Annotated in this window: 13 protein-coding genes; 4 read left to right on the top strand and 9 right to left on the bottom strand. The window is 57.7% G+C overall.

The features are described 5' to 3' along the window. The 6 genes from LNV08_RS22665 to wecB form a co-directional block, all read right to left on the bottom strand. Positions 1 to 312: serine O-acetyltransferase (locus tag LNV08_RS22665; protein ID WP_318014146.1), on the bottom strand; the 312-nt coding region annotated here is incomplete at its 3' end. A gap of 267 nt (positions 313 to 579) precedes the next feature. After that, positions 580 to 1,929, bottom strand: a complete 1,350-nt coding sequence (locus tag LNV08_RS22660; RefSeq protein WP_263536017.1) for a phenylacetate--CoA ligase family protein — start codon at positions 1,927 to 1,929, stop codon at positions 580 to 582. A 185-nt stretch (positions 1,930 to 2,114) separates the two neighbouring features. Then, positions 2,115 to 3,137 (bottom strand): glycosyltransferase, encoded by a 1,023-nt coding sequence (locus LNV08_RS22655; RefSeq protein ID WP_263536016.1) that lies wholly within the window; start codon positions 3,135 to 3,137, stop codon positions 2,115 to 2,117. Positions 3,138 to 3,988: 851 nt separating this feature from the next. Beyond that, positions 3,989 to 6,256 (bottom strand): heparinase II/III-family protein, encoded by a 2,268-nt coding sequence (locus LNV08_RS22650; protein WP_263536015.1) that lies wholly within the window; start codon positions 6,254 to 6,256, stop codon positions 3,989 to 3,991. A 1,169-nt stretch (positions 6,257 to 7,425) separates the two neighbouring features. Continuing rightward, a complete protein-coding gene (locus LNV08_RS22645; RefSeq protein ID WP_263536014.1) occupies positions 7,426 to 8,169 on the bottom strand; it encodes a WecB/TagA/CpsF family glycosyltransferase in 744 nt (247 codons plus the stop codon). Next, positions 8,166 to 9,269 carry a non-hydrolyzing UDP-N-acetylglucosamine 2-epimerase gene (gene wecB / locus LNV08_RS22640; RefSeq protein WP_263536013.1) on the bottom strand — a complete coding sequence of 368 codons (1,104 nt, stop codon included), beginning with the start codon at positions 9,267 to 9,269 and terminating at the stop codon, positions 8,166 to 8,168. The genes LNV08_RS22645 and wecB overlap by 4 nt, the downstream gene beginning before the upstream one ends. Positions 9,270 to 9,518: 249 nt before the next feature. On the opposite strand from wecB, the gene LNV08_RS22635 reads away from it, so the two are divergent. Then, complete coding sequence (locus tag LNV08_RS22635; protein ID WP_263536012.1) at positions 9,519 to 10,526, top strand: NAD-dependent epimerase; 1,008 nt, start codon at positions 9,519 to 9,521, stop codon at positions 10,524 to 10,526. A gap of 9 nt (positions 10,527 to 10,535) precedes the next feature. On the opposite strand, the gene LNV08_RS22630 is transcribed toward LNV08_RS22635, so the two are convergent. Beyond that, positions 10,536 to 11,501, bottom strand: coding sequence for an MBL fold metallo-hydrolase (locus tag LNV08_RS22630; protein ID WP_263536011.1), 966 nt, complete (start codon positions 11,499 to 11,501; stop codon positions 10,536 to 10,538). A 47-nt stretch (positions 11,502 to 11,548) separates the two neighbouring features. On the opposite strand from LNV08_RS22630, the gene def reads away from it, so the two are divergent. Beyond that, the gene (gene def / locus LNV08_RS22625; protein WP_263536010.1) at positions 11,549 to 12,085 is read left to right on the top strand and encodes a peptide deformylase; all 537 of its coding nucleotides are present in this window, start codon (positions 11,549 to 11,551) and stop codon (positions 12,083 to 12,085) included. Positions 12,086 to 12,161: 76 nt separating this feature from the next. After that, a complete protein-coding gene (locus LNV08_RS22620; protein ID WP_263536009.1) occupies positions 12,162 to 14,147 on the top strand; it encodes a DUF6600 domain-containing protein in 1,986 nt (661 codons plus the stop codon). Here the strand turns inward: LNV08_RS22620 and LNV08_RS22615 are convergent, their stop codons facing one another. After that, on the bottom strand, positions 14,148 to 14,798 hold the full coding sequence (locus LNV08_RS22615) for an arylesterase (protein WP_263536008.1): 651 nt from the start codon (positions 14,796 to 14,798) through the stop codon (positions 14,148 to 14,150). A 19-nt stretch (positions 14,799 to 14,817) separates the two neighbouring features. Between LNV08_RS22615 and LNV08_RS22610 the strand changes: the two genes are divergently transcribed. Next, on the top strand, positions 14,818 to 15,486 hold the full coding sequence (locus LNV08_RS22610) for an ABC transporter ATP-binding protein (RefSeq protein WP_263536007.1): 669 nt from the start codon (positions 14,818 to 14,820) through the stop codon (positions 15,484 to 15,486). A gap of 53 nt (positions 15,487 to 15,539) precedes the next feature. On the opposite strand, the gene LNV08_RS22605 is transcribed toward LNV08_RS22610, so the two are convergent. Then, positions 15,540 to 15,832, bottom strand: a 293-nt coding sequence (locus LNV08_RS22605; protein WP_263536006.1) for a hypothetical protein, incomplete at its 5' end; no start/stop codon positions are given.

The raw sequence follows: 15,832 nt of genomic DNA, 5'->3' as shown, positions 1-15,832 counted from the left end.
AACCCATTTGCCGTCGTCAAAATAGATCCAACCACCATTTCGACTGTAGAAATGATTATCGAGGACTTTATCTTTCGTTAACATTCTCTGTTCGCCAGAAAAAACCACTGAATTGCTAGGAACATCTTTATAGACCACGGCGTTTGCGCCTATTCTAACGTTATTTCCTATAGTAACTTTTCCTACTATTTTTGCTCCAGCTCCAATGTATACATTATCCCCTATTGTTGGAGCCCCTCGGCCTTTGGAGTCAATCAGAGTATTTGAGCCGATCGTTACCTGTTGGAAAATAACACAATTTTTACCGATCACAGCCCCCCCCCGAAACAAATATACTCTTTATGCCATGAGGCAAGCAAGGCTCTCCTTTAAATATTGAATTCCAGGCAATGGAGCTATTGCACTCGTATTGGTATAGCCCGTATATGGCTATCAAAATTTTCTTAATGACAGGCTGATTGGCTTCGCTGCAAAGCTTCTTCAATCGCCAGACCGATCCGAATGCTCTAACAATTATTCGCGCAATCAAACCATTCTCCTAATTATTTATCGGTAAAGTACTAATGAAAAGCAGCCGTGTTACATACGGCGGGCGCCTGGCCACTCCTGCGATACCCATTTGAATTTGCCGCTCGGCAAGCGCGCCAGGTCATCGACCAAGCGCACTTTTACTTTGATTTTGTCGCTGACATGATGCTCAATATTTGCCAGCAAGGCTTGTGAGTCACCTTCTGTGAATCCAGTCTCGGGCACCACTCTAACCTCCCATTCACCCAAACCTAATTGCGCAACTTGCGATTTACGAATATTGGCTAAGCCCTTAAAGGCAAAGGTAATAACACTGGCGCTTACCGCTGTGCCCTCTCGATCGAAAAGCTGGTCTTCGACCTTGCCTGAGGACAACTCAATGCGCGGATAACTGCGCCCGCAGGTGCAAGTCCCCTTTACCCAGCGGGCTTGATCGGAAATTCGATACCGAAGCAAAGGCATCACATCGTTGTGAAACGTTGTACCAACCACAAACCCGAAATCGTCAGTGGGCTTGTCGTGCTCATCCAATATCTCAACCCAGGAATATTCTGGGTTCAAGTGATAGTGGCCATGCTCGCATTGCGCGGCATAGGCCACGCGTTCGGCCATACCGTAAAAATCAAACACCTTGCAAGAAAATACCTGCTCCAGCATTTCGCGCTGCAGAGGATACAACGGCTCGGATCCGGTCACCACAGATCGCAGGGGCAGTGTCAAGCCCTGCTGATCTGCCAACCGCGCCAATTCGAAACTGGATGATGGGTAGGCCCGCAAGAACTGGGCGCCGGAGGCTTGAAGGGCATTCATCAAAAGGCTCACGTTTCCAGCGGCCACATGCCGGCTGGACAAAAAAAGTTGTCGACCGAACCTGTCCCAGCGCCAAAAAGGCGGTGTCTTTTGCTTTGGGTCCACTACCTGATCCCCGCGCAAAACGGCCTGCGTGTCACCCGGTTTAAAGCCCGCCCACGCCCACAACTGCAGATTAAAAGCTTCTTCCCAAACAACCGCGTTCAGGCTGCGGAATACCTCAAGTGGTGCGCCCGACGTCCCACTTGTTTTGCCCGCTGGCCACCAAGGCCGGCGTCGCCCCTGATTGGGGTAAAACTCGGTGCGCCCAGCAATCAAATCGGCCTTGCCTATTACTGGCCAATGATTTTGGAACCAATGGAATACATCGCCCTCCTTCGGTGGGGGTGGCATTGCACTGTAGCGAGGTAATTGGCGCTGCGCCGCAGTCAAACTATTCCGTAGCAAAATCTCTTGGCGATTTCTAATTTCATTCCAAGGCAATCGCTCACGGTTGATTAAACCAGTCGACCGACGCTTAGCGAGCGCATTTCTTCTAAGTGAATGACGAGCAAAAAAAAGAAAATCGTGTTTTAGATTCAGGTAACTCATGTATTCGAAATCTCAAGCTAATTAGCGGGTTTTCGCCAAATTTTATAAAAGGAGTCAGCCCACTTGTTGGATTTTCGAGTTGATGTTGTCAGGCAGGCTATTTCACGCATTTTTTTGCTAGCCCGGAGTGGGTCGGCTGCACTTGAGAATGTGGTGATTACCAGGAGTCGGCCGCAAGTTGGCAACTATGATTTCATGCACACTGTCGCGAGAAAGTTGTAGAAAACATCTTCCTTCAAGTGTTTATCGAACCGACGCGCGGCGTGGGCGCCAAGTCGAGCAACTTCGTCTGGATTCGACAAAAGGAGATTGATCTTGTCTGCCAAGTCGGCGGCATCTCCAAGCTTGAACTTCAGCCCTGAATCAGCGTCAAAGTAGTCATTCAGGCACGAGGCATCCGTATATATGATGGCCTTGCCCCAAGACATTGCGCTTAACGCCACCATATGGCCAGAAGAGCCTACCGGCAGTTTGAGGGAGATGACCACAAAGGCCGCATTCGACAAGTACCGCGAAAAATCCGGCTTTGCAATATTTCTAAGCAGCGTCAAATTGCTTGGGACATCCGATATTTCATTCGAGTTCCCGGCAATGACCACAAATTTTGCATCGACATGGCTCGCGGCTTTCGCAAGCGTGTCATAGTCTCGATTTGTCGCTCCGCCGGAAAAGATATAGCTATCATTTGAGGTTTCCTTTACGAAATTTTCTGGCTTATGGTCGTAAAGGCAAAGCGGGTGGAAAAGGACGGTGGCTTTTGGGATTAGGGCCCGAAAATACGCCTGGTCATCGGAAGTCAGCGCAATGAGGCATGTGTATTTCTTGTTGAATAGAAACTTGATGGCCTTCATCACTAGGCCGCTTGCTCTCAAATTATTGAGAAAATAGTGAATAACCACTATTTTTATATCAGGGTTGATGATTTTGGCAATCGCGCTGCACGCCATGAATGAAGGTGTGACGCCATTGCCGTTTAAAATAATTACGTTGTTCTTTGACGTAATTTTAAATATGTTCGCAAGAAAAACAAAGAAATATATTATTTGAACCAATATGGCTCTAGCGTAAGCTCCTTGAAAGCAAAATACCCTTGGTACTTTTGGCATCACGAATTCGTTGATGTTTTCCACTCCGTGCTCGTGCTGAATGTGTTCAACAAATCCAGAGAGAAACCCTTCTGTTGAGTTGATGAGCAATATTTTTTTCATGAAGAATTTTTGATTATTTGATTATTTGATTGCGGGTCTGCAGCGGTTTGAATTTTATCTTGTGACCACCCAGTTGCAGCCTTTATGGCGCTCCTCTGAGCCTGTTTTCGCTCGACATCTTGATGGTCTTCCTATCGCGCTGCCTTGCTTCGATGTTTTCTCTGCTACGCGGCGTCATCCTTGCATTTCTTGACGTGGAGCCACTCATCATCACTCGGCCTGCGTGGCACGCCCCCACGGGTGCAGTCTTGCTGCCCGTGCGTTTGCTCTTCTGCCTTTTGACTCGTGCTCGTTGTTGGCGCGGTAACAGGAGTGTCCTTCTCCTCCCGAGTCGCCGACTTGGACGCGCGGAGCAAGGCGCCTGGGTAAATATCGCTCGTTCGGGCGCCTGCGCCTGCGACTGCGAACCGTTGCTTATGCGTGGTAAGTTCAAGGAGCTGTCGTGCGTTAAGGCCTTCGCAGCGCCTCGCTTTATTGGCGCTCCGCGCTTGCCGTCCGCGGGCGTGGTGCGCAGTAAATGCTTGCGCTGCCCCCATAACAACGATGGTCGACAAGTCTAAGGGGCTCACGTTGATAGATTTGTTGCCGCACATGAATGATGAAATGGGAGTGGATGCCCTAGCAGCGGCTGCCGCAATTATCTGAGTTTTTGCTATCTGTAAATTCAGCTTGGTGCTTGCCGTTGTGGCAATGATCGGTGCAGATCATAAGGTACAGATATTTCAACTTATGACGGCACCACCCGCCAACGCAAGCAGCCGACAACTTGTTAGCTAAGTTGTCGGCGCAAGGCAGATCACAATTCAGCCGCCAACGGCCACATCAGCCCAACGACGGGCATGTTGCGGGGCTTACGGCACTTCAACTGTCGCTTGGTCAAAGCTCAAGGTACTTGCTCCAGATATGTTGACAGTTGCCTTTGTTGTATTTGTGAACGTGACTTTGGCTGATGGGGCGCCGCAGTTTTCTCGAATCACGGTAACTGCAGCTAGGCGAGGGCTTACTGCGCTGGTGCTGAAGCGAAGCTGATAGTGATCGGCTGCAGTGATTTCTGGCGGCACGCTAAAGCCCTTAGATGCAACAAAGCCCCCTGGCGCGCCGTAAATGTCAATGCACGCCGTGGCGACACCGTTTGTCACGCGAGCTGTCGTTCCATCTAGCGCGAAGGCGCTTTGTGAATTGAAGTTCAGCTCCCAGCGCCGGGATTTAGCGCTTGTTGCCCAGTCGTAAATCACTGTTGTTTTGGTTGCTCGGTGATAGGCGATGCTCCTCATGGCGTCGTCAAGGAGGGGCTTCCAGCTCTTTGTGCCAGAGTCATAGGTGCGATAGGCTAGCGCTGCATCGCCAGTCACAACAGCCCATTGCCCGTTGTCGTAAGCGTTCATGATCCGACCAGGGGTGTCCATTGATTCGATGGGCTTCCCCGGTGTGATCGCAGCCGCTAAAGGCTCGGCTTGGCCAAGGCCGCCATCAACGGTCAAGGCATTCTTGTAGCGGGTAGACCGAGTAACTGTTGCGTGATGTGGCGACATATAGTACGGATAGTAGCCGCCACTGATTAGGAGGGCTTTGCCATTCGAGATCAAACTGAAACTATTTTGATCCGCATATGAATGGTTGAAGCTGCCGAAGCGACTGGACCGGAAGAGTACACTGCTGCGGAGTGGGCTGCCAGAGGTACTATGAAGGGCGGCGAGTCCTGCATCCGGGAAGAACCAGGAAGAGTTTGTCGGCGCAACGGGTGCAAGAGGCGCAAGCTTCAGTCCTAGCGTCATGAAGGGCCACGCACCTGGGTAAGAAACTTTGCTAATATTGCCTGCATCGGCGCGCCAATACCATTCATGCACTGGGTTCCGGGTCAGGGTTGCATACAGTCGAAATCCTTGCCACGCATATCGTTGATAGTTATTCTCTACATTTGATTCATCCCCAAATGCGCTCGGATGCAAGCCATTTGGGGCGGTGAAGGCAACCAAGAAATTGCCAAATTGACCAACGGCAGGATGCTGGGTTAGGTCAATGTTACCCATGATTCGCATGGCGGCAATTGTCTCAGGCAGGCGAATCATGGTATACCAACCATATGCTACGCCGTTGCCGTATCCTCCGTCGTCAGTTTGGAATGTATTAATGGTGCTGAGTAAGGTCTCATAGGCGCTTGCCAGCATTTTCTCGCTTTCCGGGAAGCCTGCTGTTCCTGCAGAATACATTAGAGCTTCCAATACATATTGGCTTGCTGACAACGCGTGTGGATGATAGGGGTAGGCATCAATTGCTTTGATGCTCAATTGGGCCTGGGATAGCCTGTCTTTCAGTGCCGTCACGATCGTGCTAACTTGGTCTGGCTTTAAGTGCGCACTAAACAGGTCCAGACCTTGGGCGAGGGCTAAATATATTTCCCGATTGGCTTGGTCTTGGTTTGCTTCACTACTAATGCCGGTCGGTGACCAACTCGCCAGGTTGAGTAAACGATTTATCCCTGCTGTTGTGTATTCCGTTTTTCCAGAAAATTCACCCATTAATCCGAGGGCTTCGATGCGGGTTCTCTCAAATACTACGTCATTTTTAAGGTTGTTTAAGCTTGAAACATAACTGGATGTGGATGTAAAGGATGCTCTTGTTGTGGCTGGCTCCACTAGCATTGGCGCGGTGCGGGCATTAATTGCCGTATTGTTAAGCGCTTCGAATGCTCCCTTGTATTCACCTAGTTTAGCTGTCGCTGCGATAGAGCTAAAGCTGCTGCCTGCTGGCAATAGGCGCGGCCGGGATTTGTTCTTTACCGAGGTAGCGAAAGCTTGACCTGTTGGCCAATTAATGAGCCCCGCCGTTGCAGGTATATTGAACCTGCGCACAGCACTTGTCACAACCTTTTTTGTTGTAGTTGTGTATGAGACTTCCCAAAGGTAATCTCCAGCCGGCAAGGTCGGGCTGCTGATGAGAATTCTTGGAGTGGTTGGGTTGTTGGTGCTAACAATCGTGCCATTTGCGCGCCGAAGATTAAATGTCCATGGCACCGCTGGATCTTTGTCTCCGGGTTGTGTCCAAGAAAAAATAGGAGTATTTGATTTGACTATTGCGCAGTCGGCCGGCAGTAGTCTGCGAACATGCCACTGGGTCATGTCTACAAAATCAGTGTATAAGGTTGGTGTGCAATTTGCGGCTGAGTCAGCAGGCATGCCGGTGCCGTGAAGAATAGTGGTGGCAGGTGCCGCTGGCGATGGCGCGGCTACGGGAGCTGGCGCGGGCTTTGGCGCAGGTGCCGGCGTTACGATAGGCGCAGGGGCCGGCGCGACTACGGGAGCGGGGGCTGGAGCTGGCGCGGGTTTTGGCGCAGGTGCCGGCGTTACGATAGGCGCAGGGGCCGGCGCGACTACGGGAGCGGGGGCTGGAGCTGGCGCGGGTTTTGGCGCAGGTGCCGGCGTTACGACAGGCGCAGGGGCTGGCGCGACTACGGGAGCTGGAACTGGCGCGGGTTTTGGCGCAGGTGCCGGCGCCGCAATAGGCGCTGGTGCAATTGTCGGAGCCGCTACAGGGGCCGCTGCGGGCGCCGGTGTCGGGGCTGGATTAGTCGTTGCGGTGGTGCTCGGGCTCGTCGTAGCTAGCTGTGATGGCCCGGAGCTTGCCGGCGCTACAGTGCTCGCCGCGCCAGTTGTGGGAGCCGCAGCAATCTTTACGTCCGGTGTCGCTGTCGGTGGCGCGCTTGCGGCGCTCACAATTGCCGGGGCTGCGTCCGATGCAGCCTGTTCTTGGGTGGCGGCGCTTTGTGCAGTCGCCATCGCTCCAGAGGCTTCGCCGCTTGGTGTCACTGCAGCGGCAGGTGCATCAGTCGTGCCTGAGCCTCCTCCTCCGCCGCAGGCGCTGAGCAGTGCGCAAGCTGTCATCAAGCTGGCCAAGGTGTTGAGGCGGGGTGCTGCGCTGGGGCGGATGCTGCTGAACTGGGGCTGGTGCTTCATGGTGCGGTACTTCTCGCTAGTTGACCAAGCTTATGCATTTGGGGCTCTGGAGGGTTGCGGGCTGATCCCGCAGCGGTCACAAAGTCGGAAAGGTTGGTGTAGCCATTGTCGGCAAAAGGCGTTTTGTCTTTAGTGATAAACGTCGCACTTGAGCGCAGGCAATTGCAAGCAATGGAAACAAAGGAAGGCCGAAAGCCTGCGAATGGCTACTACGCATCGGTCAGAGTGAGATGAACGTGAAACAAACAAAAAAAGCCGGGCGGCGACTTGGTCGCGGCCCGGCTTTGATCGGCACTGAAACTGAGATACATGTTTCGCCGCTATGCCAGCAGCTCTTAACCCCGCTGCCGCCATTCCTTGAGCAGCAGCCCGAAGAAGGCCATGTCTTCGATGAAGTAGCGTCGATACATGCGGCGCGGCTCTTGCAGGAAGCGGTAGAACCACTCCAGTCCGGTCTTTTGCATCCATACCGGTGCACGCTTGACCTTGCCTGCGGCCACATCAAAAGTGCCACCCACGCCCATTGCGAAGGGGATCTTCATTTGCGACTGGTAGGCGCCAAGGAACTGCTCTTTTTTGGGTGAGCTGATGGCCACAAACAGCAGGTCGGCCTTGGCTGCGGTGATCTGCTCGACCACGCCGGCCTCTTCTTCGGGCTTCCAGTAGCCGTTGCGATAGCCGGCAAATACAAGCTTGGGGTATTTGTGGCTGTAGATGTCTCGTACGCGTGAGACGATTTCTTCTTTGGCGCCGAGCAGGTAGACGCGCCAGCCTTTTTCGGCAGCGCCTGCCATCAAGGCTTCAAACAAGTCGACGCCAGCAACGCGTTCCTTCAACGGTTTGCCCAGCAGGCGCGAGGCCCAAACGACGGGCATGCCGTCGGCGTTGATCAGCGCGCATTCGTTGATGATCTGACGTAACTCAGGGTCATTTTGGGCCTTGACCAACTTGTCGACATTGACGACGACATGCTGATGCGGCTTGCCGCTGGCGATGAAACCTTCGATGGTTTGCACCGTTTCGGCCATCGTCAGGTTGTCGATGGAGCAGCCCATCATTTGAATGCGGCTATTGCTCATACCAGCTTCTCCGCCAAGATCGCCACAATCCGCTCGGCAGATTTGCCGTCCCACAGGGCAGGGCGGCGGCCCTTCTTGCCGCCGTTTTTGATCGTATCGAGCGCCAACGGGATGATGACGGCGGGGTCGGTTCCGGCCAAGACGTTGCTGCCTTCGTCCACGGTGATGGGGCGCTCGGTGTTCTCACGCATGGTGATGCAGGCGACACCCAGCGCTGTCGTTTCTTCTTGCAGGCCGCCGCTGTCGGTCAGGACGACAACGGCGTCTTTCCACAGGTGCAAAAAGGACATATAGGCCTGCGGGCCCATCAGCGTGACGTTGGCGCCCAGGTTGACGCCGAACTTCTCGATATTGGCGCGGGTGCGTGGGTGCACCGGGAAGACCAGGGGCAACTCGGGCGAGACGGCGCGCAGCACGGTGGCGATGCGCTCCAAGGCTTCTGCGCTGTCCACATTGCTGGGGCGGTGCAGGGTGACAACGCCGTATTTGGGGTGCTGGCGCTTGAAGGCTTCGGTCTCGAAGCCAGAGGTGTCGGTGGTTTCAAGTTTGTGGGCCTGGAACAACACGTTGTCGGCCATCACATGGCCAACGTCGTAAACCGCGCTCATGTCGCGGCCTTCGCGACGTAGATGCTCTGTGGCGCTGGGCTCGGTGACGAAGAACCAGTCGGTGATGGCGTCGGTGACGAGGCGGTTGATTTCCTCGGGCATGGACATATCGCCGCTGCGCAGGCCGGCTTCAACGTGCGCGACGGGCACGCAAGCCTTTTTGGCGACGATGGAGCAGGCGGCGGTGGAATTGACGTCACCCACCACCAGGCAAGCGGCGGGTTTGTCGGCGGCGATCAGCGCTTCATACGCGACCATGATCTTGCCGGTTTGCTCGGCATGGCTGCCGCCGCCGCAGCCCAGGCGCACATCGGGGGCGGGGATGCCGAGCTCTTCGAAGAACACCTCATTCATGTCGCGGTCGTAATGCTGGCCGGTGTGGATGATCTTCCAGGCCAAGCGGCCATCGGCCTGCAATGCCCGCACGATCGGCGCGATCTTCATGAAATTGGGGCGTGCGCCGGCGATCAGGTGAATGCAAGGCTTGGTCATGGGGTATAGGTCCCTTTGAATTGCGTTGAACTGCATTGGAGGTGGGGCATTCTAAGAGGCGAATATGTCGATCAAACAATGATTCTGCGGCTCCAGGCGTGAAGGTCTGCACAGGTAGGGCTGTGAGGATTTAAAACACGGGCCATATGCGCTGTTGAGCATCGGCGAGAATGTCGGATTAGGGCGCGTTTGGCGCCCCATCGCGCTAGCGGGCTCAAAGTGCCCGCCCGACACCAGGAGAAAGCATTCGTGAAAGTACTCGTCACCGGCGCGGCCGGATTTATCGGCATGCATGTCAGCCAATTGCTTTTGGCGCGCGGCGACCAAGTGGTTGGTCTGGACAATCTGAATGACTATTACGACCCCCAGCTCAAGCTCGACCGCTTGGCTCGGCTGACGCCGCTGAAGGGTTTCAGCTTCGTCAAGATGGACGTGGCCGACAAGGAAGGCATTGCCCAGCTGTTCGCGACCGAGAAATTTGACCGTGTGGTGCATCTGGCCGCGCAAGCCGGCGTGCGCTATTCGATCGAGAACCCGCACGCCTATATCGAGAGCAATATCGTCGGCTTCACCAATATCCTGGAAGGCTGCCGGCATAACAAGGTCGAGCATCTGGCCTATGCGTCAAGCTCCAGCGTGTACGGCGGCAACACGCTGATGCCTTTCTCCGAGCATCACAGCGTCGATCATCCGGTCAGCCTGTATGCGGCGACCAAGAAGGCCAATGAGCTGATGGCGCATACCTACAGCCATCTGTTCCGCCTGCCGACCACGGGACTGCGCTTCTTCACCGTTTACGGGCCTTGGGGCCGGCCGGACATGGCGCTGTTCTTGTTCACCAAGGCCATCATCGACGGCAAGCCGATCAATGTGTTCAACCACGGCAATATGGTGCGCGACTTCACTTATGTGGACGATATCGCCGAGGGCGTGGTGCGGGTGCTGGACCGGGTGGCCACGCCGGAGCCGGGCTATGACGCGATGAAGAGCGACCCGGCGCATTCGAACGCGCCGTACCGCGTGTTCAATATCGGCAACCACGCGCCAATCAAGCTGATGGAATTCATCGAGGCGATTGAAAAGGCGGTTGGCAAAGTGGCCGAGAAGAACTACATGCCGCTGCAGGACGGCGATGTGCCGGCCACGCATGCCGATGTGGAAGAGCTGGCCGCCTGGACCGATTTCCGCCCGGCCATGCCGGTGCCGGACGGGGTGGCCAAGTTTGTGGCCTGGTACCGAGACTACTACAAGGCTTGATCTTGGGGTTCAGGCGGCGCTGGCCTTGTCTAGCCACACCGCCAGGCCCTGCGCATTGAGCTCAATGTCCATGTCCAGCAGTGCGGCCTGTTGATCGGGCGGCAATTGGCAGCCATGCTGATGCAAGCGGCGCAAGTAGAGCGCGCGTAGGCCGGCCTTCAGTTGCTCATGCCGATCGGGTGCTTGGCGGAGGCTTAACCCCAGCGCCTCCATTTCGTCCACCTGCGCCAGCAGCAGCGCAGCCAGGCGCGGCAGATCCTGCTGCTCAAAGCCTATGCGGCCAAAGTGCGTCAGATACATGGCCTGGGGCTCAAAACTCATCAGCCGCTGCACCGAAGCGCGCAGCGCTTGCGGGTCGAACTGCACCGGCGTGCTGGTGGGCATCAGCCATGCGCCTTGTGGCGTGTCGAATTCGCGATAGCTCAGGCCAAATGTGTCGCCGGTGAACCAGCCTCGGCTGCGCGCGTCCCAGATGCAATGGTGATGGCGGGCATGGCCGGGGGTGTCGATCAGCAGGAAAGGTCGGCCGGCCAGTGAGATGGTTTGCTCATCAAAGCTGGCCTGCGCCCGCTCGGGCGGCACTGGCTGCAGCTCGCCGTAAGAGCGTTGCATTTCCTCCACTCCATAGACAGCCAGCGCGCCCTCGAACAAAGCCGTGGGGTCAATCATGTGCCGCAGGCCGCGCGGGTGCACCAGTAGCTTGCTTTGCGGCAGCGACTGCATCAAGAGCCCGACACCGCCGGCATGGTCCAGATGCACATGGGTGGGAATCACCCAGTCGACGCTTGACGGGCTCAGGCCCAGTTGATCCAGCGCCGCCAGCAAGCGCGGTACGGCGTGGTTGGTGCCGGTGTCTATGAAGGCGGCGCGGCCGTTTTCGACCAGCAAATAGGCGGCGTCGAAGCGTGGACGCTGAAAGCCGGTATCAATCGCGTAAATGCCGTGGCCGAGAGCTTCGAGGTAGTCAGGCTGCACAAGTGTCTCCTTAGAATGCGTCCACGATAGCGCAGAGGACGACAGACATGGCCGTGCATGAGATTTTGAAGATGGGTGACCCGCGCTTGCTGCGGGTGGCCAAACCGGTGACCGAGTTCGGCACGCCTGAGCTGAAGGCCTTGATCGCCGATATGTTCGAGACCATGAAGGCCGCCAACGGCGCCGGCTTGGCCGCGCCGCAGATCGGTGTGGATCTGCAACTGGTGATTTTTGGCTTTCAAAGCAATGAGCGTTACCCGGAGGCGCCGCCTGTACTGCCCACCGTTTTGATCAACCCGACCATCACGCCGCTGTCTGACGCGGTGGTGGAGGGCTGGGAGGGGTGTTTGTCGGTGCCGGGCCTGCGCGGCGTCGTGGAGCGCTTCGAGCGTCTGCACTACAGCGGCTTTGACGCTGACGGGCAGCCGATCGAGCGTGAGGCCGACGGTTTTCATGCCCGCGTCGTGCAGCATGAATGCGACCATCTGGTCGGCGTCTTGTACCCATCGCGGATCAAGGATTTCAGTCGATTCGGCTTCACCTCGGTGTTGTTTCCTGAAATGGACCCGAATGCCGATGACTGAGGGTTTGCAATAGTTTGTAAAGGCGGTCGGCCTAAGCGTCGCGTCAGGCGTTAGTACGCGACTGAAGGAGCTCCCCATGCTTGCCGCCGCATTGAAACGATTGTTTGTCCCCGCCTTGATCTTGATCGGTCTGTTGGCCGCTCCCGTCAGGGCTGCTCAGGCCGCCGAAGGAGATCCACCGGCGCGCGCCGGGCGGGTGGCCGAGGTGATCGGGGACGCTTGGCTGTTTGACGCCGAGAGCAAGGAATGGGTACGCGTGACGCGCAACCAGACCGTCGCCGAGGGCGACCGCCTGCGCACCGATGAGCGCGCCCGCGTCAGCCTGACGGTGGGCTCGACCAGCTTGTGGTTGGATGAGCGCAGCGATCTGGAGTTCAGCCAACTCGATGAAGGCCGCGTGTTGCTGATGTTGGCCAAAGGGGATATGGGCCTGAGCCTGCGCTCGCAAGCGGCCGTCAGTGAGTACAAGGTGCAGACCCGCGAAGGGCGGTTCTACGCCGAACAGCAGGGCATGTACCGGGTCGAACAGATGGACCGAGGCAGCCGTGGCTTCGCCTTCAAGGGGCGCCTGCGCTTTGAGTTTGAGCGTGGCGAAGGCAGCCAGCCGGTGTGGCTGCAGAACGGCGAGCAGGCCGAATTTTGGTGGGCCGGCGGCCCGCGCACCGAGCGCCAGCGCTTGGGCAGCGACAGCTTCGGCGAATGGTTGCTGGCGCAGAGCCGGGCCGAAGGGGACCGCTTCGCCTCCGGCGTGAGTCAGCGTTATGTGTCGCCCGAGATGACGGGTGCGGATGAACTGGACCGGCATGGCCGCTGGGAGTCGTCCAGCGAATACGGCAATGTCTGGATTCCAACCGCCGTGGCGGTTGACTGGGCGCCTTACCGCTATGGCCGCTGGGCCTGGTCGCGTCACTGGGGGTGGACTTGGGTGGACGACGCGCCCTGGGGCTATGCGCCGTTTCACTACGGCCGCTGGGTCACTTACGGTGGGCGCTGGGTTTGGTCACCGGGCCGCTATGTGAGCAACCCGGTCTACGCGCCGGCCTTGGTGGCCTGGGTGGGCGGCGTGTCGGTCGGCGTTGGTGGCGGCTATGGCTATAACAACAGGCCCTACTACGGCTGGTACCCGCTGGGCCCGCGCGAGGTTTATGTGCCGCCTTACCGCCATAGCCCCGCACACAATCACCGCATCAATATCGACCCCGATCCGGTCACCGTGAAGCGGCCGCACAGCAACCGCGATGTAGTGGGCGCCGTCAGCTATTTGCCCGGCCAGGGTGGGCCTGTGCGCGCCATGCCGGTAGGCGAAGTTCGGCCGGTGCGGCCCTTGCCGGTTGCGCCGGCTCGCAATGATTTGATGCCGGTTTTGCCTGCGCGCGGCGCCAACGAGGCACAGGTCAAGCCAGCGCCGGCGGACATGCCTTGGCGCAGCGAAAACCTCGGCCGCCGTGAACATGAGCGGGATCGGGAGCGCGACCCGGTTCTTACGCAGGCCCGCGAGCAAGCCCGAGACCCAGCCCGCGAGCGTGCTCGGCAGCAACTGCCCGATGCCAGCGGGGCGCCCGCAACGGCGCGGGCCTTGCCTGTGCCGGAGGTCCGCAACGAGGCCCAGCAAGGCGTTCAGCGTCAAGAGCGAGCCGATCGGATTGAACGTTTGGAGCGGCAGGAACAGCAGCAGCGCCAGGATGTTATGCAGTCCCCTTCACAGGTGCGCCAAGCCGCCGACCGGGCGATGGAGCAAATGCGCGAGCGACAGGGGCCCAGCAGGGCGCCGGGTTTCGAGCGCCCAGCGGAGCGTCAAATCGAGCGTCAGTTCGAACGACCAACAGAGCGGCCAACAGAGCGTCCAATAGAGCGCCCAGCCGAACGTCAGCGCGCAGCTGAGCCCATGCCCATGCCCCAGGTGCAAATGCCTGCGCCGCGCCCGCAGCCCGAGGTGCAACGCCCTGCGCATCCGCAGCGCCAAGAGGATGCAGGCCCGCGGCGCAACCGCGCCGAGGAAGGCCAGCGCTCTGGCGGCGAGCGGGCTAACGGCGAACGCCGTCGGAGTGAAGTCGAGCGCTAATCAAAGCAAGGGCTGCAATTTCGGCCACACCAGGTCGAGCATCAGGGGGTGGGCCTTGGCCAGCGGGTGGATGCGGTCGGACTGAAACCAGTCCATCGCGTCGGGCCGGTCGGCCACGCCCTTAAGCAAAAAGGGCAGCAGCGCGGCTTTTTCCTCTTTGGCAACGCGCTCGAACAAGCCGGCGAATTCACGCCCATAGCTGGCACCGTAGTTCGGCGGCACCTGCATGCCCAGCAGCAGCACCTTGGCGCCGGACGCTTTGGCCGCACGCGTCATCGCCGTGAGGTTGTCGAGGCTCGCGGCCAAGGGTAGGCCGCGCAGCGCGTCGTTGCCGCCCAGCTCGATGATGACGACGCTGGGCTTGTGCTGCGTCAGCAGGGCGCCTAGCCGGGCGCGCCCGCCGGCCGTGGTGTCGCCGCTGATGCTGGCGTTCATCACACGCTGTGGCAGCTTCTTCTCTTTAAGACGCTGCTCCAACAAGGCCACCCAGCCTTGGCCGCGCGCCAGCCCATATTCGGCCGATAGACTGTCTCCTACCACCAGGATCAGCGGCGCTGTCTTGGCTTCTGCAGCCTCAACAAAGCCCGGCGCCAGCCAGCTCAAGGCCAAGGCGCTAAAGTACGCGCAGCAATCTCGCCGTCTCGATGTCATCACTTGGGTTTCCAGTTCCATGTCCGTCAATATTGTTGAAGTCGACCGGGTCAGCAAAAAGGTGCAAGACGCCTCCGGCGAGCTGACCATTCTGCATGACATCACGTTTTCGCTCGCGGCCCAGGAGTCGGTCGCCATCGTCGGCGCCTCCGGCTCGGGCAAGAGCACTTTGTTGGCAATTCTGGCCGGGCTGGACACGCCCAGCAGCGGCACGGTGCGCTTGCGTGGGCAGGACTTGTTCGTGCTGAATGAGGATGAGCGCGCCGCGGTGCGTGGTGCCGAGCTGGGCTTTGTGTTCCAGAGCTTTCAGCTGCTGCCGAATCTGAACGCGCTGGAAAACGTGATGCTGCCGCTGGAGTTGCGCGGCGACCGCGATGCGCGCGCGCTGGCGACGCATATCTTGGGCCGCGTCGGCCTGTCACAGCGCTTAAACCATTACCCGCGCGTGCTCTCGGGCGGCGAGCAGCAGCGCGTGGCACTGGCGCGTGCATTCGTGATGCGGCCGGCCCTGCTCTTGGCCGATGAGCCCACTGGCAGCCTGGATTTCGCAACCGGGGCGGCAGTGATGGCGCTGATGTTCGAGCTCAACCGCGAGGCTGGCACGACGCTGGTGCTGGTGACGCATGACCCGGCAATAGCCCAGCGTTGCCAGCGGCAGCTGCGCATCGAGGCGGGCGCCTTGGTTTAGTAGCTAGCGCTCACCAATATCAAGCCGCCCAGGCAACAAAAGGCTGACCGTTTTCAGGGGAAGCTCACGTCCCCAGCTATTTTCTGAATTACAAAAGGAGTCTTCCCTGAAGGAAGCCTCTCAATGTCGTCCACAATATTTATTTCAATTTTCATATCAGGCGGTACAAAATCTCTAAGATTGCGCAGCAATTTTTCTGTGTCTACACCCCCGCTACAAAGGTCTTGAACAATATTAACCTTTATGTACTCAAGCGAGTCTTGCACAACTTGCATTCTTACTAAGCCGGCAACCCCATAGGTAGAATGCGTTAAGCCTACTAAAATTTCGCCACGAGGCGAGTAGA

Source organism: Paucibacter sp. TC2R-5 (assembly GCF_025717605.1).
GTDB lineage: Bacteria > Pseudomonadota > Gammaproteobacteria > Burkholderiales > Burkholderiaceae_C > Paucibacter_A > Paucibacter_A albus.
Note: the sequence above shows the minus strand (reverse complement) of the source record. Positions and strands in the feature narration are given on the sequence as shown.